This is a genomic window from Aequorivita aurantiaca (assembly GCF_030410135.1).
In the GTDB taxonomy this organism is placed as follows: Bacteria; Bacteroidota; Bacteroidia; order Flavobacteriales; family Flavobacteriaceae; genus Aequorivita; species Aequorivita aurantiaca.
The window spans coordinates 160,690-181,504 of sequence record NZ_JAUGQQ010000002.1 but is presented as its reverse complement, the minus strand read 5'-3'; the positions used below and the strand labels follow the sequence as shown (position 1 = coordinate 181,504).

Genomic DNA, 20,815 nt, shown 5'->3' with positions numbered 1-20,815 from the left:
AAATTTTTTTTTCCTGCTTGAGAATTTTCATGAAAATCCGTAGCCTTTAAAATGCCACCCAAAATCCTTAATAAAGCATTCATCAATTACCTATCTTCGTAACCCCAAAAAAAAACATCACTATTCCGAATGTCATTATCCAAAAAAACTCTGATTATCATCCTTGCTTTTTTCTCCATTTACGTTATTTGGGGCTCAACATATATGTTGAACAAAGTTGCCGTAGCGCAATTGGAACCTTTCTTTTTGGCTTCAATTAGGTATACCGCTGCCGGTCTGCTTATTTTTATTATTTCCTTGGTTTTGGGTAAGAGCCTTGCAATATCGCGAAAGCAGTTCATAAACGCATATATTGTAGGGGTGCTATTTCTCTCTTTCGGAAACGGGGTTATCGTTTGGGCGCTGAAGTATGTTGATAGTGGTTTTGCTGCCTTGGAAATTTCTGCCCAACCTTTGGTTGTTTTGTTGCTGATGCGAATCTTGCAGGGAAAACGAATAAAACCTATGTCGTTCGTTGGAGTGGGATTGGGAATAATTGGCATTTTTCTACTTGTTGGGCAAAAACAAATAATAACTAGTCAGGATACTATAAAGGGAATGTTGATGATTTTTGGGTGCATGCTTAGCTGGGCCTACGGCAGCCTGTTTGTTGGAAAGGCGGATCTTCCCAAAAACTTTTTTGTAAATACCGGTTACCAAATGTTTACCGCCGGCCTTACGCTCGCAATTGCAAGTATAGCTTTCGGAGAAACGTGGATTGCGCCTACTAATTGGAACCAACCTGTGCAAATAAGCATGGTACTTTTGATTGTTTTTGGAAGCATTGTAGCCTTCACTTCCTTCAACTATTTGTTGAAAACCGTTTCACCCGACAAGGTGGCCACATCAACCTTAGTTAACCCAATTATCGCATTAATTCTTGGGTGGTATATTTTGGAGGAACAAATAACCACTCAATCCATTATTGCCGCCGCAGTATTATTAACTGGTGTCTATTTCATTAATACCTCCAAAACTTCCCTAACTATTCCAAGATTTTCGGGAAGATTGAAAAAACAAGGAAAGGACTAAATCTTAAATTCGATTTCTTCCATTCCATCAAAAATATCCAATGCGAAATTGGAAATGCAGCTATTTCGTTTCCCATGAAAAATCCATGAAATTCTATAAAATAAAAAAGACTTTCAAAGCCGTAGCCGTGAAAGTCTTTGTAATTGGGTATTGAAATTTTTAAGGTCTTCTTCCGGTAAGTAATTTGTAAACAATCATAATTACCGCAATCACCAGCAATATATGGATGATACCACCTATTGCCGGAAAAAGGAAAAATCCGAATAGCCAACCCAATACGAGAAGGACTACAATAATCCATAAAATGTCTGCCATTGTTTTTTGTTTTAAATTGTTAGTTGGGTGAATATAATTATTAAATCTATAATATTTTAACGGGAAACATTTTAAAATTAACCCAAAAGTACATTGAGCTTTATCTTATTGAAATAATGTCTCGCGTATTAATTCTTTGAAATGAATAAATATCACTCAAGTCCTTTTACATTTAAATTATCGTCTTTAGAAACAATTATTTTAATATCTAGAGTTTTAAGTAACTTGTGGGCTATGTTAAAAACAACACTATGTGTTACGATATAAAAGCAAGTCTCGAAGCCCAACTAAGCAGGGCAAGGCGCAAAAACGATGAGCATGCAGTTGAAGAAATTTTAGAAAAACTGTTGCCTTTTACAGATCTTCCGCTTTTCCATAGTTCCGGCTTTAACCATCCAGACCTTTTGATTTATACAGACCGTTCCCCAAACTTCCCTGAAGTAGCCACATGGGGCCTAGTCCCGCATTGGGTAAAGAATGAAGCTGCAATGAAAAAGCAATGGAACAATACCTTGAACGCAAGAGGAGAAACAATCTTTGAAAAATCGTCCTTTCGCGATGCGGCAAAAAACCATCGTTGCATTTTATACGTCGATGGTTTTTTTGAACACCATCACTGCAACAAAAGTGTCTATCCCTTTTACATATACCGAAAAGACCAACAGCCCCTCGCGTTGGCGGCACTTTATAGTGAATGGACAAACCCTGAAACGGGTGGAATTTTAAATACTTTTTCCATCGTTTCGACTCAAGGAAATTCCTTCATGGCAAAAATTCATAATAATCCAAAATTGGAAGGGCCACGAATGCCCGTTATCCTGCCCACTGAATTGGAGGAGAAGTGGCTAAACCCCATAAATGATGCGCTCGATATTAAAGCAATAAAGGAATTAATAAGGGAATACCCGGACAATGAATTGCAAGCACACCCCGTTGCGAAATTACGCGGAAAGCAGTATGCAGGGAACGTTGAAACTATTACTGATGAAGTGGACTATCCAATTCCAAAAATCACGGGATAATTAAGATTTTATATTTTTTTTATCAAATAATTTTAAAGGTCTTTCACCCACACATTAGTCTTCATCAATAGGTAGAGAAACATCGGAAGGGTCTGTATACTTTTTCTTACTATCATTAATAATTCGAAGTCTCAGAATGAAATCGCTGGATTTTTGGTTGGTCTCAGTTATGTTTTTAGTTCTATTGAAGATTAGGTATAATTCAAATTTCCAATTATTATTTGTTCGGTAACCCATCCCGGGAGAAATGCGCAATAAATCATTGTATCTGTCAGATTTTTTTAGGTTTACGAAAACTTCACCGCTAATAGGAAAATAAAATCCGTGAGTGAATTTAAAGAGATTTCCCCACGCCAATTCCGTAGAAAGCCTATATCGAAGCCGCATTCCTGGGGTCCAACCTGATCCGTTCAAATTATTTTGAAAACGTTCTTCCAGCCGCACATAATTATGAAATGTAAGTGCTTTAATTGTGGGAATATGAAATTTTAGACCCTGCATCAACCGCAACTCAAAGTTGTCATCGGCATTATAATTTTGTGTATATATCGCGCCCGCGCCCAAATGATAGGTATCAATGAATGGTTTTTTTAAACCTAGGAATTTCGGTGATTTTTGGTTTTTGAAATATAAAGAGGAATGAATTAAATATTTATTATAAACTTCAGGTTCTATCTTTCGAAACCCGACTTGCGTATTCAATCCCTTTATTTCATTTAAAGGCGAATGAAAATTATAATCAATCCAAAATTGTTGGTTCACTTTTACCTCCTTGTCTACGATAGAATCTTGCGCCAGCAGGGAGGACAATGAAAAGAACACGACGAAATTGGCCAACAAGATTCTCATGCTAATCTTCTTTAGCTAAAGGCGTATGCCATTGATCTTGCGGAACAACTTTCGGCAATTCCGGATCCGCTTCGTAGGACGGAGTCATTATCTGTACATTGTTTTCATTGAATACATCTAAAATATTTTGATTCAATTCAGAATAAATAGAATTTATATTTAAAATATCCTTGCAGTAAGCATTGATTTCATAATTGACGGCAAAGTCTGCCAATGCTTTTTTCAATACGAAGGGTGGGGGAGTATCCAAAAGGCCTTCTGTACGTTTTGCCGCAAGTTTCAGCATTGCATCTACTTGTCTCCAAGGCGTTTCATAGCCTATGCCTATCATTACATGAATTACCACGCCTGCATCTGTAGAGCGGCTGGAGTAATTGATTATTTTGCTGTTTAGCAATACCGAATTAGGAAGTACGATTTCCTCATTTTTATGCGAGCGAAGGCGTGTAACCAATAATTTTTGTTCTTCCACGTACCCAATTTGGCCGTCTACTTCAATCCGGTCACCCACTTTGAAGGCTCCCCGATAAATCATGGAATACCCAGCTATTAAGTTGCCGATAAATGAAGAAGACCCTAACGAAAAAATGATACCTATAAAAACTGAAACTCCTTTAAAAGCAACAGAGTCTGATCCCGGGATATATGGATAGGCAATAACCAACGCAAGTGCAAGAACCAAAATTCGAACAATTTTATAAGTAGAACTGGCCCATTCAGGTTTAAAATCTTTAATAAATATAGCACCCTGCTGAATCCCTGAAAAAAATAACTTGATAAGTTGAAGTAGATATTTGGTGATAAAATAAATTACAATCAGAAAAATTAGTTTAGGAATATAATTTAAGAACGCCAAGCCCAATTTCTTAACTGGATCAAAAATCAGGTTCAGGATATATTTTGATAGCGCGTTGGTCCATGGAAAAAGACTAAGAACATAGTCAATAAAAACCACGCTGAGATAAACCAAAAGAATAGCACGGAAGGTATTCAGCAATACATGAAACGCTCTCCAAAGATGGTTCGATTTAATAAGATTGAAGGAGATGCTTTCTACTGAAGCTATCCTTTTTTCAATGCGTCTTTGAATATTCCTTCTAATTACCCTAAACAACCAAAGTGTTAAAAGTAAAACGATTATAAAAACAACAATCGCTATGGCCGAATATAACAAACCTCTTAAAATTACAGATTGACTTCTAGCATATCTGTATTTTACAATGCTGTTTGCGATGTTTTCGCGTAGGATTTCCGCTAGTACATTTCTGGATATACCTTCTAGTTTTGCATCAGCCTCAAAAATTCTGATTATTGCCAAATCCCCCGCCCTTATTATACTATATTCCAAATTATGGTCAACCGTAATATTTTCAGGATTGAAAGCATCATTACTCGCCGCGTCTTTGATGCGCTGGCTAACTAGAATCGCTCGTTCCGTTGCAGGAAAAGAGCTAACACCCCGCACTTTGAACAGTTCATTACCATCCAACTTTACAGAAGCTACTTCAAAAACCTCTTCATTTTTGGGTGTTTCGGTTGAAATTTCTTGAGCCTTAATTTGGATAAAAGAGCTACCGACCAATAAAGCGCTGAAAAGAAGGAAGCGGAAAGAAATCCTTGGCTTAAATCCGGATGTACGAGTGGCGGTTCGCATATTAGTAGTTTTGGTGTGCGCTAGTTAGATTTTTATTTTTCCCGTTTTTGATTAATTACCGGGAATTATTCTTTCCTAATTCTGGCGATATTCCCAGAATAAGAAACATCACTTCTATGTGTGCTGGAAATGGTCAACAATGCATTTCCATCCAGACCAACCGAAAGAGAAAGGCTATAACTATCATTATCTGTTTTTATGTCCATTTCAATATCATATGTTTTCTTTCGGTTTTTTATTTTGTAATTCGTTGGTGCACCGGAAAAAGCCATTCCTTGGTCATGGCTAAGGTCTGCACCACTATATGCCACTCCGAAAAAGGGGAGGTTGCTTGTAACCATTTCTGGGCCGAAAATGACATCGGCGGAACCTGGATTTAAATTTATGGGCGGCAGACTAAGCGGTAACACGGTGTTGGCAACAAAGGCGTATTCCCGTGAATCTATAAGCTGTGCAATTTCCTTGTTCAATTCTGCTTTCCGCTCTGCCTTTTGTTGCTTTTTTGTTTCTTCTTGTGCGAAGCCGAGATTGCCGATGGACAAACACAGCCACAATAGTATAAAAACTGGATTTTTCATAATTATTAAAATTTAATGGTTAAACTTTTGAGCGATTTATCAATTCGATTCTGAAGCAATGGATTAAGAAATTAACTATTTCCACTGAGAATAAAAACTAGCAGAAATTGAATTAGATTTATGACTATCGATGTGAATCAGTCTCACTTCAAAACAATCCGCAAGTCTGATTGTAAAATTTTTTAAGGAATTCCAGATTATTATTAAATAAAAATAGACTAAAATTTCCATTTTTCTCTCTTCAGAGAGCGTCTATCTCAAGTCGTGATTTTTATAATTTTCTCTTCCACAATTTAAGTATTCCGACCACAATCCAAACGCCAACGGATCTATTAAAATGCTTCCGCAAAGCTTATATAAGTACCATGGATGCCATCTCTCCCAAACCCGAAATCCAACCGTAGATTCACTTTGTTTTTACTGTCAACTTGAATGCGCAAACCACCTCCGTACGACGGCCAAAAATCCTCAAAAGATAATTTTTTATAGGCAGGTGCAACCCGGCCAGTACCTACCCAGCCCACGACCCCAAAAATATTCCATACGGGCATACGATACTCTAGTTGTGTATCAACCAATATTTTATCCCGAAGGGCGCCTTCGTAATATCCTCTCATTTTATTGGCTCCGCCAAGCAGTGCCAAATTATAGAAAGGTGCATCGCCACCCAGGGCTGTTGTTGTGGCCTGCACCGCTATTACGTGTTCCAGCCACGGATTAAAATATTTGCGCAAATCCAATTCAAACCGGGAGTATTGGTATGCACTGCCCAATGCCTTTTCATTAAATATTAATTGGGCTGACGCAAATGCGCCATTGGACGGGTTGTATCGGTTTTCTCGGCTATCAAAATCCAGTGAAAGGCCCAATCCGAAGTTGGTGCCGCCATTAAGTCCCGTGACTTGATTTTCAACCAAAAAACTAGTGGAATCGGTTTCAACCTTAATATAATCTGCAATATCAACTATGCCGCCCAAATAAAGATTTTCATATATCCGTACCATTGGGTTGGTTTTGAAACGAATTTGTTGGGTTGAAATTTCTTCCACATCATCAATGGAAACATCATTGCCAATGCCAAAAATATATTCGGGAACTTCCTTATAATTAAAAAAACTAATCAGTATATACTTGTTTTCCTTTAATATTAAATCGTTGGCAACTACCACATTTATCCTCCCTTTTGATGAAAAAGTAACCAACTCTGAAATCTTCGATGGTTTGCTTAGGGTGTCGTTTTTAACAGGATGAAATGCATTGAATTTTGCGAGTCCAAAAATATTACCCGCCTCACTGGAATAGCTTACGATGGGTACGGGAATAATTTTGAAAAGCGCCTCGGCTTTTTTATTAAAACGGTCAAATTTTGATAGACTATCCGTTGGCTTTTCCGTTTGGTCATTTTGGGCTATAATTCCGTGGGAAGAAAAAAGCAATAAAGAATAAATAACCAAAGCTTTTTTCAGTATCATAAAGTGAATCTGTATGTTAGATAATTCGAGCAGTTCAAAAATAAAGATAAAATTGATAAATGGTACACCTTGAATATGGGAGCCCGTTTTCCCACATCCATTTTGGTGAGCCCAAAATGGTTTTATGAAGAGTATAAAATTTCCTTCTGCCTTTGAATATCTTTCGTTAGATTTTCATTTTCGGATGATCGAATTCGAAATAAAGAATAGCTTCTTAGGCCTGTATTTATAAGCACTTAATAAAAATTTTATTCCAACGTAAAATCCTTTTTGGAAATACTTACGTGTGGCGAATCTTATTTTCAATAACCCGAAAAACGATTATTTTACGATTGAAAAAATGAAATTGAAGAGCAACTTTTTAACCGTTAAGTAACGGTATTACACTTATATAGTGTTTATGAAACATATAATTTTGGTTATATCTATTTCACAATTTTATATAAAATCCGATGAACTCAAAAATCTCATTCACAACTATTATTGCTGGAGCCTTACTCTTTATATGGCCCCATATTACGATGGGGCAGGACGTGCTGCCATTTCCGCCAACTCCTTCGGCGAGTCAAGCTGGGCTTACTATGAAGACATCTACTTATAAAAAACGAGTAGATCCGCAACGACTTTCTAAAGATGCGCCCAACATTCTCATAATCCTTATTGACGATGCCGGACCAGGTACACCGTCAACTTATGGTGGTGAAATAAATACCCCCAATTTAAGTAGGATTGCAAACCAAGGGATTTCTTATAACAGATTTCACTCCACGGCAATGTGTTCACCTACACGTGCATCCATTCTTACCGGTAGAAACCATACCGCAGTGGGTAACGGACAAATAGCTGAAATAGCGAATGACTGGGACGGATTCAGCGGTACCATTCCTAAAACTGCTGCAACCGCGGCAGAAGTTTTAAAGGCTTATGGCTACAATACCAGTGCTTTTGGAAAATGGCACAATACCCCAGCAGAGCTAACTACCTCAAAAGGTCCGTTTGACTACTGGCCCACGGGGTATGGATTTGAATATTTTTATGGTTTCTTGGCTGGCGAAGCATCACAGTATGAACCTCACATGGTTCGCAATACCACAGTAGTGGAGCATCCTGAGACTACTCAAGGCCATGATTATTACCATCTAACGGAAGATATTACCGAAGATGCCATAAAGTGGTTAAGGGAGCAACAGGCTTTTGCTCCCGATAAACCGTTTTTTATGTATTGGGCACCCGGTGCCGTACACGGGCCGCATCACGTAGCCAAGGAATGGGCAGATAAATACAAAGGTAAATTTGATGATGGATGGGATGAGTATCGCAAGAGAGCATTTAAGAAACAAAAGGAATTGGGTTGGATTCCTCAAGATGCACAGTTAACCGAGCGGAATCCAACTATGAAGGGATGGAGTGATATTCCAGAATCTGAAAGAGCTTTTCAAAGTAGGCTTATGGAGGTTTTTGCAGGATTTGCGGAACACACAGACTACAACGCAGGATTACTTATTGATGAGATTGAGAAACAAGGCAAGCTGGACAACACGCTAATTTTTTACATATGGGGCGATAATGGATCTTCAGCTGAAGGTCAAAACGGAAGTATTAGCGAATTACTGGCACAAAACGGTATTCCAACGACTATACAACAACATATTGATGCCTTGGAAGAACTTGGTGGTTTGGACGCCTTGGGATCTCCAAAAACCGACAATATGTACAATGCCGGCTGGGCATGGGCAGGTTCAACACCATACAAGTCCACAAAATTGATCGCGGCCCACTTTGGTGGCACAAGACAACCAATGGCAATTTCTTGGCCTAAAAACATTAAGCACGACAACACGCCACGCCCGCAGTTTCACCACGTTATTGATATTGTGCCAACTATTTATGAAGCCGTCAATATTGAGGAACCAAAAGTAGTGAATGGCTTTACCCAGGATCCTATCCACGGGGTAAGTATGAACTACACATTTGCAAATGCAAAGGCCGAAGGCACTCGAAAACTTCAGTTTTTTGATATTATGGGAAGTCGCGGTCTCTATTATGACGGATGGTTTGCTTCTGCCTTCGGACTTCGGAATCCTTGGGTGCCCGGCTTGCCGCCCGGTGCCGCCAATTGGAATCCACAAGAGGATACTTGGGAACTTTACAATTTAAATGAAGATTGGAGTCAAGCAAATGATTTATCCAAAAAGAATCCAGAAAAATTGGCCGAAATGAAAAGCATGTTCTTGGTAGAATCTGCAAAAAACAAAAACCTGCCCATTGGCGGTGGACTATGGTCTGTTGTTTATCATCCTGAAGATGCCCCGGCAACCCCTTTTACAGACTGGACTTTTACAGGAAGGATAGAGCGTATGCCAGAATTTACAGCCCCAAAACTTGGAAAATTTGATAACGATATAAGCATGGAAATAACCGTTCCTGAAAACGCCAACGGAGTTTTATACGCCCTCGGCGGTTTTTCTGGCGGACTCTCCTGTTATATCCAAGATGGTTATTTGTGTTATGAATATAATTTATTTGAAATCAATAGAACACAAATCAAATCGAAAACAAAGTTGCCTACGGGTAAGGTAAAAATTGGGGTGGTTTCCAGATTGGCTGCGGCTAAGCCAGGATCGCCAATGGATATTACCTTAACAGTAAATGGAAAAGAGGTGGCGACAGGACGGGTTCCAATTACGGCCCCCCTGGTATTTACTGCAAATGATTGTTTGGATTTTGGAAGTGATTTGGGCTCACCAGTTTCTATGGATTATTATGACAAAGCGCCATTTGAGTTTAATGGAACCATGGGCACTACAAAGATTTGGTATCCTCAAAAATAAATTTATCCAAATAAAATAAACTCTAGTTTAATGAGGGAGAAAATTTTTCGATTAAAAAATATTTCTCTCTCATTTCATTTAAAATCGTTTAGAAAATGAAAATAAACACACTTTTTCTGATAATATGTTTGTTAGCGGGAACAACCATTTTTTCCCAAGAAGAACAAGCCCCTCAGATTTCCGAATTGCCCGCAGGATGGTGGCAAATTCCTAAAACCCCGGTTATATTTACGTTCGGCGGATACGTGAAAACGGATTTAATCCATGATTTTGATGCCATCGATTCACCAGACTTTTTTGATGTTTCAAAAATACCAACCGATGGAAGCAAAGGGGAATCCACACATTTTAATGTAAAGGAAACACGTTTAAAGCTAGATGTAAAATATCCTGAAAGAGGGTTACGAGCCTACATTGAAGGGGACTTTTATGGATCGGGCAGTTCCCTTAGGATTAGGCACGCTTATGTAGAATATAAAGGTTTGCTGGCAGGACAAACTTGGTCGAATTTTATGGATGAAAATATTATTCCGGCAACCCTCGATTTTGAAAAACCTGCAGCATATGCTTTCGCTCGCCAGGGTATGTTGCGCTACAAACATGCCATTTCAGATGATATGTATTTTGGTGTTGCCTTGGAAGAATCAAAGGCTACAGGGCAGGCTCCAGTTCAGGCGGGGAAATTTGAGAACCCGCTTCCAGACCTTACCGGGCGATTTCGGGTGACGAAAAATTGGGGCCATATTCAAATTTCAGGATTTTTGGCATCCATTCGCTACCGCTACGACGCCGGTAATAAAGATGACATCACACTATACGGTGGAAATTTATCCGGTCAATTCAATTTTCTGAAAAAAGATAAAATAATTTATCAAGTGGTCTATGGGCCCGGAATTGGCAGGTACCGTGGCGGCCAATCTGTAGCATTGGACCAAAATGGCAATTTGGAACCCCTCACTGATTTAGGGTTAACATTTGGAATTGAACACTTTTGGACCGATAAACTTTCATCGTTACTAGTGTATAATTATGGAAAGGTAGAAAACACAGCCGGCCAGCCAACTTCTGCCTTGGAATCAACAGATTACTTTGCGGCAAATTTAATCTACTACGTAATGAATGGAACCTTTATAGGTGTGGAATATTTAAGAGGAAATAGAGAGGATTATAATGGCGCGGATGGTACTGCCAACCGTTTGCAACTGAGTGTTCGCTATAGCTTTAATATGTAATGGATTCAAAATATAACAAATTAATTATCAACGAAAATAGTAAAATCATGAAAAAACTAGGAGCATTAGCCATACTTTTCGCAATGGTATTTATAGTATCATGCAAGGACGAAAAGAAAACAGAAAACGAAGGTGAAACCACTGAAGTTGTAGTGGAAGAAACCACCGAAAAACCGAAACATTGGGGATATGATGGTGAGAGTAGCCCGGAACATTGGGCCGAAATTGAAAAGGAATCTACTTGCGGAGGCAGTCATCAATCTCCCATAGATATTGTAACAGCAAATGTAGTGTCACAAGCCTCCGGATTAAAAGCATCGGATATTCATTATGACGCCTCAACGCTTATCCACGATGTTACTAACAATGGCCACTCCATTCAATATAATTTTGAAGCCAAAGACAATTATGTCGATTTTAAAGGAAAGCGGTATGATTTGGTACAGTTTCATTTCCATGCAGCATCCGAACATTCCATAAATGGGATGCACTACCCACTTGTAGTACACCTAGTTCATGTAAGTAGCGATAAGGAATATGTAGTATTGGCAATTATGGTTGAGGAAGGAAAGGAAAGCAAGACATTTGATTTTATTGAAACCTATTTGCCTGTACAAGCAGGCGAAACAAAGACCATTGGTCAGCCCCATAGTTTTTCGAAATATATTTTAGGCAATTTTGAGCACTATTATTACAAAGGATCGCTGACTACGCCTCCTTGCACGGAAGGGGTAAATTGGTTCATATTTACAGAACCGCTAAGCATATCAGCAGCGCAGGCAAAAGCTATAGCTGATTTAATGCCACGATACAATTACAGGCCCACCCAACCCTTGAATGATAGGAAGGTATATTTGAGCAAGTAGTTCTCACCATATATATTTATTTAAAATTTACATTGCCAACTTTGCCATGGGGCAAGGTTGGCAATTTTTTTATTACAGTTTGCCGAAAATTTTAATTTTAAAAAAACCAATAAAACCAATAGGTTTAAGGTTTTTGAGTTTATTTTAAACAAAATAAATCTTAGGATTTTACATATTTCTCAGGTTCAAGGGATTATTTAATAGAAAAAGCGGTATTTTTTTTTCTATATTTGTTAAAATAATTATAAAAACATAATTGAGAAATCGCCATTATAGCATTATACAGCAATAATACATTATGATTTTTTAAGACTTTTCGTAATTAGAGCTTGGAAAAGATGGGGTCGAGCCGAAAATAATCAACAATTGAAATATACTTTTTAGTTATAAATTTTTATTCGTCGACCTAAAACCAAATTCAATTTTCAATGCTTTTAAACACTCAAGAAAATAACGAATTGTACAAATATTCAGAAAAGGAAATTGTTGGAGAATTGCACCTAATTCTCTCAAGCCAATTGTTTGCTCGTTCTACCGTGCTTTCAAACTTTCTGAAATATATAGTCCATGAAACCCTTGACAATCGAACCGAAAATTTAAAGGAATATACCATAGCGGTAAATGCCCTCGGAAAATCGAGTTCATTCAATCCCCAAGTTGATGCCATTGTCAGAATTCATGCAGGCAGACTTAGACGATTATTAAATGAGTATTATACCAGTAACGGTAATTCCAATACCATTCGGATTGAAGTGGTAAAAGGTACGTATGTGCCAGTTTTTAGGCCAAGGTTGGAGTACAACACTAATAACGTTTCCGAAAATGAAAAGCCAATAAAACAATTTTCAAGATCAAAACTTACCCTTGCCGTTCTTCCGTTTCGGAATTTGTGTCCAAATAACGACTATCAATTTTTTGTGGATGGATTTGGAGAGGAACTCACCCGCATTTTCAGCAATTTTCAGGAAATTGCAGTGGTAGCACATTATTCCACTCGAAAATATATATCGGAGCCAGAGGATATTAGAAGCATTGGTTCAGATTTGGGCGCTCATTATCTTATTACAGGTTCTGTAAAGCGCTCCACACATGAAATAAGGGTAAATATATGTTTGGTGAAAACTTTGGATGGAATGCAGGTTTGGTCCCAAACTTATAATAACCCTTTAAATCTTGATACGTTAATAGATATTCAGGACCAAATTGTTAACGAAGTATGCTCACTTTTGGGAGGTTTTTATGGTATAATAATTCACGAAGATTCAAAAACCCATCGTAAAACCTTGCCTAGTATTCATTCCTTCGATGCCGCGTTGTGGAATTATTATTTTCATATGAATTTTTCACTTGAAGCTTATAACCAAACGCGCCAAGCCCTTGAGGAAGCAATGGTTCAATCTCCTAACTATGCTACAGGGTTAGCGATGCTTTCAGAATTATATCTTGATGCATATTCCCTCGGATTTCCAACCGTGGACGAGCCTGTTTTGAAAGCTTATGAACTTGCTAAAAAGGCCATAAAAATAGATCCGCACTGTCAATATGCATATCAAGAATTTGCCTGGGCAAATATTTATTTAAAAAGAAAGGAGGAAGCTATAAAAGCAATGGAAAGTTGTATGGCGCTAAACCCTTCCTCAGTTTCCGCCATGGGTGCCATTGGTTTTGGCCTGGCGTGTGTAGGGGAATATAAACGGGCAGATATAATGCTTACAAACTCTCTCGACCTTAACCCAAATTGTCCATGGTGGTTTTTTCTCGGATTTTTCCTGGCCCGATTTAAAGCAGGCCGTTATAAGGAAGCTTTAATTTATGCTGAAAAAATAGAAGTTCCAGACGTTTTTCTGGATCCTTTAACCAAAGTTTTGGCCAAGGCAGAACTTGGAATGGTTGAAGAAGCCCAAAGGGATTTGAAAAATTTAACCCAGAATTTTCCGGAAATTGTGGAAAATCTTGAAGAACATTTAAGTTCTTTCCTGCTCGATACTGAAATTATAGAAAAAATGGTACAAGGTATCCAGAAAGCGCAACGCGCCACTGCCTGAAATTAGCATACCATTATTATTCATTCCTAGGCGCTCTACTTAATAAATTTCTACGCTGCTACAGCCAATTTTTAACTTCCCATTTAACGGTTAAGTAACCGTATTGAACTTACCTAATACCTTATTGAGTCGTAGTTTTACTTGCTTGCATTAAATAGCAATACAACTTCAATGGAGAAAAGCATTCATTCTATTGTTAGTCTATTTCCAGATTTTGAGGAAAGGATTGAATTTCTGTTCGAATCTGACGAAAATTTTCGGGATATCTGTAAAGATTACATTTTGTGTACTAGCTATATAATGGAACAGAAGAAAAATTCAAATAAATACCGAATCCAACTTGAGGAATACGAAGACGTAAAGCAAAATCTGGAAGAGGAAATCTTCAGAATGCTCAGCAAAAACGAATCAACTTAAATGATATCGAAATTAAATTCAATGCCTATGAAAACGCTGCCCAAGATACCATTCATTTTCTCCATTATATTTTTCTCAGCAAGCTTATTCCTGTATGCCCAGGAAGAAATTCAGCCGCAAGAGCAAAGTTCAGAATGGAGATTTGTTATTGAACCCTATATCATGTTGCCAAATATGAGTGGCGAAACCGGAATCGGCGAACTCATTCCGCCCGTTGAAGTTGATGCTAGCGTTGGCGACATTTTTGGACATCTAAAAATGGGAGCCATGCTTTATATGGAAGCTACCAACGAAACTTGGGCAATAACTTCCGATGTGCTATACATGAAGCTGGGCCAAGATATTGAAACGGGAAAGTTTATAACCGGGGGCGATGTCACAATGCAACAAATAGCTTGGGAAGTGGCTGGTTTGCGACGCGTCGCCCCTTGGTTGGATGCAGGGCTGGCTTTAAGATTGGTAAGTCTAGATATGGAGATAAATACTTCGACGCTGCTAACAAACAGAAATGCTTCCACCAATGAAACTTGGGTTGATCCGGTATTTGTGGCCAGGTCTCAAGGAATTATTCATAATAATTGGATTTACAATGCACGTGGCGATTTTGGTGGTTTTGGAATTGGATCAGACTTTACCTGGCAAGTGCAGGCAGATTTCGGGTATAAATTTTCGGAACTCTTTCAAACATCCTTAGGTTATCGGGTAATTGGAATAGACTATGACAGCGGAAGTGGCTCAGAACGTTTTCTTTACAATGTTGATACTTATGGTGCAGTGGTGCGACTGGGTTTTAATTTTTAGAGTCTCACAAATAAGATATTGAATTTAAATTAATTAAAAACAAATAAAATGAAATCAACAAAACTATCCTTCGCCTTATTATTGGTACTTATGTGCTTTACAGGTTTAAAAGCACAGGAGATCCTCAACCGAGAAATATTGCCAATAGTTCCACCCGAGCCACAGACCTATACAGAACTGGATGTTCGAAACACCAAACCACCCAAACCCTTTAATGTTACACCCCCAAAGGGAGCACCAAACGTGGTAATTGTACTCATAGACGATTTGGGTTTTGGAGCCACTACTACCTTTGGTGGACCAATAAAAACACCCACTATGGATAGACTTGCGAGCAATGGATTGCGGTATAATAATTTTCATACAACTTCCCTATGTTCCCCTTCAAGAATGGCCATTAAGACTGGAAGAAATCATCATACTGCCAATACAGGATCCATTATGGAAACGGCTACGGCCTATCCGGGCAATACTGGTTCACTTCCCAGTAGTGTAGCGCCACTCGCCGAAATGTTGAAATTAAATGGATACAGTACCGGAGCCTTCGGAAAGTGGCACGAAACAGCAGCTTGGGAAACTTCCGTTTCCGGCCCGTTTGATAGATGGCCAACTTACCAAGGTTTTGATAAATTCTATGGATTCATTGGCGGAGAAACAGATCAGTGGGCGCCCCTTATTTATGATGGACTTAAAAAAGTGAACCCACCAAAAATGGATAATTACCACTTTACCACGGACATGACAAATCAGGCCATCAACTGGGTAAAAGCGCAACAATCCATGACTCCAGATAAACCATTCTTCGTCTATTTTGCAACTGGGGCAGTGCATGCACCACACCACGTATCGAAAGAATGGTCCGATAAATACAAAGGTCAGTTTGACAAAGGATGGGATGTTACACGGGAAGAAACCGTGAAAAAAATGAAAAGTATGGGTATAATCCCTCAAAACACAAATCTCACCCCGAAACCAAAGGATATAAAAGATTGGGATAAACTTACAGACAACGAAAGAAGACTATTTGCTCGCCAAGCAGAAGTATTCGCCGGCTTTATGGAAATGACAGATTATGAAGTGGGAAGATTAATGGATGCCATAACCGAGATTGGAGAAATGGATAACACCCTATTTATTTTTGTTGCTGGGGATAACGGTACAAGTGCAGAAGGCGGTATGGTGGGAATGTATAACGAAATGACCTACTTTAATGGTGTAGAGGAAAAAGTGGAAGATTTGCTTCCTTTAATGGATGAGTGGGGTGGTCCGTCCACATTTCCACACATGGCCGCCGGATGGGCCGTTGCCTTCGATGCACCCTTTAAATGGACCAAACAAGTAGCTTCAGATTTTGGCGGAACGCGCAATGGAATGATTGTTCATTATCCACAAGGGATAAAAGAAAAGAGTGGGCTGCGGAGCCAGTTCACCCACGTAATTGATGTTACCCCGACCATTTTAGAATTGGCTGGCCTGCCCGAACCCAAAGTTGTTAACGGGGTTCCGCAAATTCCCATAGAAGGAACCAGTTTTGCATATACTTTGAATGATGCCAAAGCTGCGGAAAGACATACCATTCAATATTTCGAAATGTTCGGTAATCGCGCTCTTTATAACAATGGTTGGTTTGCACGAACCATTCATAGAGCAGCCTGGCAGGTTAATAACCTTCCCAATTTGAAGGATGATGTTTGGGAATTGTATAATACGAAGGAAGATTTCAGTCTTTCCAATAACCTAGCCTCCCAATATCCAGAAAAATTAGAGGAAATGAAAGGTTTGTTTATGTATGAGGCGCAAAAATATCACGTACTTCCCATTGATGATCGCACAATATTGAGAACCAATGCGGAACTAGCCGGACGTCCCGATATTTTGGCAGGCAGAAAATCTTTGAAATTATATGAAGGAATGGAAGGAATGATGGAGAATACATTTATAAACATTAAAAACAAATCATTCTCAGTTACGGCAAAATTAGATCTTCCACAAGATGCGGCCAACGGTGTTATATTGGCTCAAGGAGGTCGATTCGGCGGCTGGTCTATGTATATGAAGGACGGTATTCCGGCCTTTACATACAATTTTCTTGGCCTAGATCGGTACGTTATTACTGGTAGTGATAAATTGGCGAAAGGTCCAACTACAGTAAAAGTTGATTTTAAATATGATGGCGATGGCCTTGGCAAGGGAGGTTTGGCTACTCTGTACGTGGATGGAAAAGAAGTTGGAAAAGGAAGAATTGAAAAAACACAACCAAACATTTTTTCTGCCGATGAAACTGCAGATGTTGGCCTTGACAACCAAACCCCAGTTGCCGAAGGTATTGGGTATGGCCCCGATGAAACCAGGTTCACCGGCAAAATAAATGAAGTAACTGTAGATTTAAAATAACATTTCCAAACTCGGTATGGCAGGTACAAATTTTTACACTGACATTCTTATAATGAAATTGGTGCTAATACGCCTTAATGAATTTTAATCTAATTGAAACCTAAAAAATAACAATGAAAAATATCTTATTTCTAAGTTTTGCAATATTAATAGGAACTATTGCCTATTCCCAAGACGATCCACCCGCCCAAACGGCTGGAGCGGACGCTTTGGCAAAACAACTTCAGAACCCTATTGCCAGCCTAATAAGTGTTCCAATACAAGGAAATTTCGACTTTGGTTACGACCCCAATAATGGATCCCGTGTCCTTATAAATCTTCAGCCAGTCGTTCCAGTGAGCATTGGCGAAAATTGGAATTTAATAACAAGGGCAATTCTTCCAATAATTTCCCAAACCGATATTTACGGACCAAGCGGAAACCAATTTGGTCTGGGCGACATTACCGCAAGTGCCTTTTTTTCTCCCAAAGCACCAACTAAAGGAGGATTGATTTGGGGAGTTGGTCCCGTATTAACCGTGCCAACAGCTACCGATCAACTATTAGGTTCTGAAAAATTGGGCATCGGTCCAACGGCTGTCGGCTTAATGCAAATTGAAACAGTAACGATAGGGCTTTTATTTAATCACGTGTGGTCTATTGCCGGGAGTGATACTAGGGCAGATATCAACAATAGCTTTTTCCAGCCATTTTTTGGAAAAAATTTTAAAGGTGGCTATGCCGTAAATCTTAATACCGAATTAAGTCAAAATTGGGATGCCGATGCCACAGTAGGAACCATAAATGTGGGAGGTTCGAAAGTGATAAAATTGGGCAAGCAATTGGCGCAAGTGGCGTTAGGACCACGCATTCCTTATGGTAACGGGAACGCTTCAGACTGGGGTTTTAGGGCGCAGTTCATACTTCTTTTTCCGACGGGGAACTAAATTGGTTGCTTCAGATTATGAATGAATTAGCAGCCTTCAAATACCTTATTGAGTTTAATTATATCAATCTTTTTAATACTATAAAAAAATGAATTACAGACTTAAATTACCAATTACAATCAGCATCATATCGCTCTTGGCTTTTGGATGCCAAAATGCAGAGAAGAAGGAATTGACAACGGATAATGTTCAGGAAGCACAATCAATAGATTCCATTAAAGCCAAATATAATACCGACATACCTGAAAAAATATTGACGCCGGATGTGGTAGAGACACGAATAGGGACGCTCAATTTCTTTGATGGTTTACCTTCCGATGAAACCGTTCAAAAAGTTTATGATCAACTTGATTTCGCCAGAGGGGTTGAAACCTTTTTGAGTGGCATTCCCGCTACCTCTATAGAAGGGCTCCGTTTGGGATCTGAGGACATGGGCGCGACAAATTCAAATCAAGTTTTAATTTTTGATGAACTAATGGATTCAAATCCATTGTTTCTAACAGGCAATACTAGTACCGTATATGCAAGTATGTTTTTAGATCTTGAAAAAGATGGTCCAACGGTAGTGGAAGTTCCGGCCGGCTCTGGTCCGGGAACCGTTAATGATGCCTACTTCAGATTTGTAATTGATATGGGCGCTCCGGGCCCCGATCGTGGAAAAGGCGGAAAATATCTCATCTTACCTCCAAATTATGAAGGGGAAATACCTTCGGGCTATTTCGTGGCGAATTCGTCCAGTTATGTGAATTGGGTAATCTTAAGAGGATTTTTAGTTGATGCAAAACCAGAATCTTCCTCAAAAATGTATCGGGAAGGTTTAAAGGTGTATCCACTAAAAGACAAGGACAATCAGCCAAAAATGGAATTTATTAACGCATCCAAGAAAGCCTTCAATACCATTCATGCCAATGATTATGAATTTTACGAAGAATTGGACCACGTAGTTCAACGCGAACCGATTTCATTTTTAGATCCCGAATTACGCGGATTATTTGCCAGCATCGGAATTGAAAAAGGAAAACCTTTTGCACCCGATCAAAGATTGGAAGGGATCTTAAGAGATGCGGTTATCGTGGGCAATGCCACTGCAAGAGCAATTGTATTTAAATCTCGGGAAAAGGAAGCCCGGATTTTTGAAAAAGGCTCATGGGAATCAGGATTTCTTGGCGGCAATTATGAATGGATAAAAGACGAAGGCAATGGGGGTCGTTATTTAGACGCCAGAACAAGATTTTTCTACGCCGCTACGGTTAATACTCCCGCAATGGTAATGAAAATGATAGGGTTAGGATCACAGTACGCACTTGGCATGCGTGATTCCGACGGAAATTATTTGGATGGAAAGAAAAATTACACTTTAAATATTCCCGCAAATGTACCCGCAAAAGAATTTTGGTCAGTGGTTATGTATGACCCACAAACTCGCTCTATGCTACAAACGGACCAATCCCTACCCAGTGTGAGCAGTCAAAGAACGCCATTGGTTAAAAATGATGATGGCTCAGTAACCATATATTTTGGACCAACCAATAACGCCCCCAAAGGAAGTGAGGCTAACTGGCTACAATCCGTCCCGGGAAAAGGATTTTTTGTGTTGTTTAGACTCTATGGCCCATTGGAGCCTTGGTTCGACAGATCTTGGCAACCCGGTGAATTCGAACTTGTGAAATAAACCAAGTCTTTTAAAACGAATAATTTAAAATGCAAAAAATGAAGTAAATAAGAAAAGAAACGAATTCCGGCAGATTTTTCCACAATAATTATTGCTCCGGCCGGAAGTCAAAATCATTTCAAAACTGAGAATAAATTAATAATCAAATCAAAAAACCAATACAAATGAAAAAAACATTTTTAAGCGTAGTAAGCATCCTTTTTATGTCGGTATTTTTTAATCAAACCGTCAATGCGCAATCCAACAAGGAAGAAACAGACCTAATCCAATCCGTTTTTGGAATGGAAAAAAAGGCGATCGTAGCCGATTTTGTAGGCAACGATGCCGGAGAAACTTTCTGGACACTCTATGATGAATATGAAACCAAGCGAAAGGAATTGGGAAAAAGGAGAGTAGCCGTAATGGCAGATTATGTGGAAAATTACAACAATCTGGATAATGCCAAATATGATGAAGTGATAGCCAATATGATATCACTGCAAAAGGAAACGGACAAGTTGATTGACCAATATTATAAAAAAATAAAAAAAGCGTCGGGATCAAAAGTTGCCGCGCAGTTTTTTCAGTTAGAGGGTTATATACTCACCCAAATCAGGGCGGCTATATTTGAAAGAATACCCATTATTGGAGAATTCGGAAATTAAACCAATAGAAACTATGCTAATGCCCA

17 protein-coding genes are annotated in these 20,815 nt (G+C 38.9%); 12 read left to right on the top strand and 5 right to left on the bottom strand.

The window, feature by feature from the left end; all coding sequences use genetic code 11:
• Positions 1–129 precede the first annotated feature (129 nt).
• Positions 130–1,071, top strand: a complete 942-nt coding sequence (locus QRD02_RS04175) for an EamA family transporter (RefSeq protein ID WP_290253660.1) — start codon at positions 130–132, stop codon at positions 1,069–1,071.
• Positions 1,072–1,230: 159 nt separating this feature from the next.
• Here the strand turns inward: QRD02_RS04175 and QRD02_RS04170 are convergent, their stop codons facing one another.
• Positions 1,231–1,386: a lmo0937 family membrane protein gene (locus tag QRD02_RS04170; protein WP_290253659.1), complete on the bottom strand. Its 156-nt coding sequence runs from the start codon at positions 1,384–1,386 to the stop codon at positions 1,231–1,233.
• Between the two features lie 251 nt (positions 1,387–1,637).
• On the opposite strand from QRD02_RS04170, the gene QRD02_RS04165 reads away from it, so the two are divergent.
• Positions 1,638–2,408, top strand: a complete 771-nt coding sequence (locus tag QRD02_RS04165; protein ID WP_290253658.1) for an SOS response-associated peptidase — start codon at positions 1,638–1,640, stop codon at positions 2,406–2,408.
• A 54-nt stretch (positions 2,409–2,462) separates the two neighbouring features.
• Here the strand turns inward: QRD02_RS04165 and QRD02_RS04160 are convergent, their stop codons facing one another.
• The 4 genes from QRD02_RS04160 to QRD02_RS04145 all read right to left on the bottom strand — a co-directional run bounded on the left by QRD02_RS04160 (position 2,463) and on the right by QRD02_RS04145 (position 6,961).
• The gene (locus tag QRD02_RS04160) at positions 2,463–3,257 is read right to left on the bottom strand and encodes a DUF2490 domain-containing protein (protein ID WP_290253657.1); all 795 of its coding nucleotides are present in this window, start codon (positions 3,255–3,257) and stop codon (positions 2,463–2,465) included.
• A gap of 1 nt (position 3,258) precedes the next feature.
• Positions 3,259–4,911, bottom strand: coding sequence for a mechanosensitive ion channel family protein (locus QRD02_RS04155; RefSeq protein WP_290253656.1), 1,653 nt, complete (start codon positions 4,909–4,911; stop codon positions 3,259–3,261).
• Positions 4,912–4,976: 65 nt separating this feature from the next.
• Complete coding sequence (locus tag QRD02_RS04150) at positions 4,977–5,489, bottom strand: DUF4251 domain-containing protein (RefSeq protein ID WP_290253655.1); 513 nt, start codon at positions 5,487–5,489, stop codon at positions 4,977–4,979.
• A gap of 332 nt (positions 5,490–5,821) precedes the next feature.
• On the bottom strand, positions 5,822–6,961 hold the full coding sequence (locus tag QRD02_RS04145) for a BamA/TamA family outer membrane protein (RefSeq protein ID WP_290253654.1): 1,140 nt from the start codon (positions 6,959–6,961) through the stop codon (positions 5,822–5,824).
• Positions 6,962–7,413: 452 nt separating this feature from the next.
• On the opposite strand from QRD02_RS04145, the gene QRD02_RS04140 reads away from it, so the two are divergent.
• The 10 genes from QRD02_RS04140 (at position 7,414) to QRD02_RS04095 (ending at position 20,789) form a co-directional block, all read left to right on the top strand.
• Positions 7,414–9,792 (top strand): arylsulfatase, encoded by a 2,379-nt coding sequence (locus QRD02_RS04140; protein WP_290253653.1) that lies wholly within the window; start codon positions 7,414–7,416, stop codon positions 9,790–9,792.
• 95 nt (positions 9,793–9,887) lie between these two features.
• Positions 9,888–11,024 (top strand): DcaP family trimeric outer membrane transporter, encoded by a 1,137-nt coding sequence (locus tag QRD02_RS04135; RefSeq protein ID WP_290253652.1) that lies wholly within the window; start codon positions 9,888–9,890, stop codon positions 11,022–11,024.
• A gap of 47 nt (positions 11,025–11,071) precedes the next feature.
• Positions 11,072–11,890 carry a carbonic anhydrase gene (locus QRD02_RS04130; RefSeq protein ID WP_290253651.1) on the top strand — a complete coding sequence of 273 codons (819 nt, stop codon included), beginning with the start codon at positions 11,072–11,074 and terminating at the stop codon, positions 11,888–11,890.
• Between the two features lie 428 nt (positions 11,891–12,318).
• The gene (locus QRD02_RS04125; RefSeq protein ID WP_290253650.1) at positions 12,319–13,935 is read left to right on the top strand and encodes a tetratricopeptide repeat protein; all 1,617 of its coding nucleotides are present in this window, start codon (positions 12,319–12,321) and stop codon (positions 13,933–13,935) included.
• Positions 13,936–14,106: 171 nt separating this feature from the next.
• Positions 14,107–14,352 carry a hypothetical protein gene (locus QRD02_RS04120; RefSeq protein ID WP_290253649.1) on the top strand — a complete coding sequence of 82 codons (246 nt, stop codon included), beginning with the start codon at positions 14,107–14,109 and terminating at the stop codon, positions 14,350–14,352.
• A 27-nt stretch (positions 14,353–14,379) separates the two neighbouring features.
• Positions 14,380–15,153: a hypothetical protein gene (locus tag QRD02_RS04115; RefSeq protein WP_290253648.1), complete on the top strand. Its 774-nt coding sequence runs from the start codon at positions 14,380–14,382 to the stop codon at positions 15,151–15,153.
• A 48-nt stretch (positions 15,154–15,201) separates the two neighbouring features.
• Entirely contained in the window at positions 15,202–17,547 is a 2,346-nt protein-coding gene (locus QRD02_RS04110; protein ID WP_290253647.1) for an arylsulfatase, read from the top strand.
• A gap of 113 nt (positions 17,548–17,660) precedes the next feature.
• Positions 17,661–18,473: a hypothetical protein gene (locus tag QRD02_RS04105; protein WP_290253646.1), complete on the top strand. Its 813-nt coding sequence runs from the start codon at positions 17,661–17,663 to the stop codon at positions 18,471–18,473.
• Between the two features lie 88 nt (positions 18,474–18,561).
• Positions 18,562–20,145: a DUF1254 domain-containing protein gene (locus tag QRD02_RS04100; RefSeq protein WP_290253645.1), complete on the top strand. Its 1,584-nt coding sequence runs from the start codon at positions 18,562–18,564 to the stop codon at positions 20,143–20,145.
• Positions 20,146–20,309: 164 nt separating this feature from the next.
• Positions 20,310–20,789, top strand: a complete 480-nt coding sequence (locus QRD02_RS04095) for a hypothetical protein (RefSeq protein ID WP_290253644.1) — start codon at positions 20,310–20,312, stop codon at positions 20,787–20,789.
• Positions 20,790–20,815: the final 26 nt, after the last annotated feature.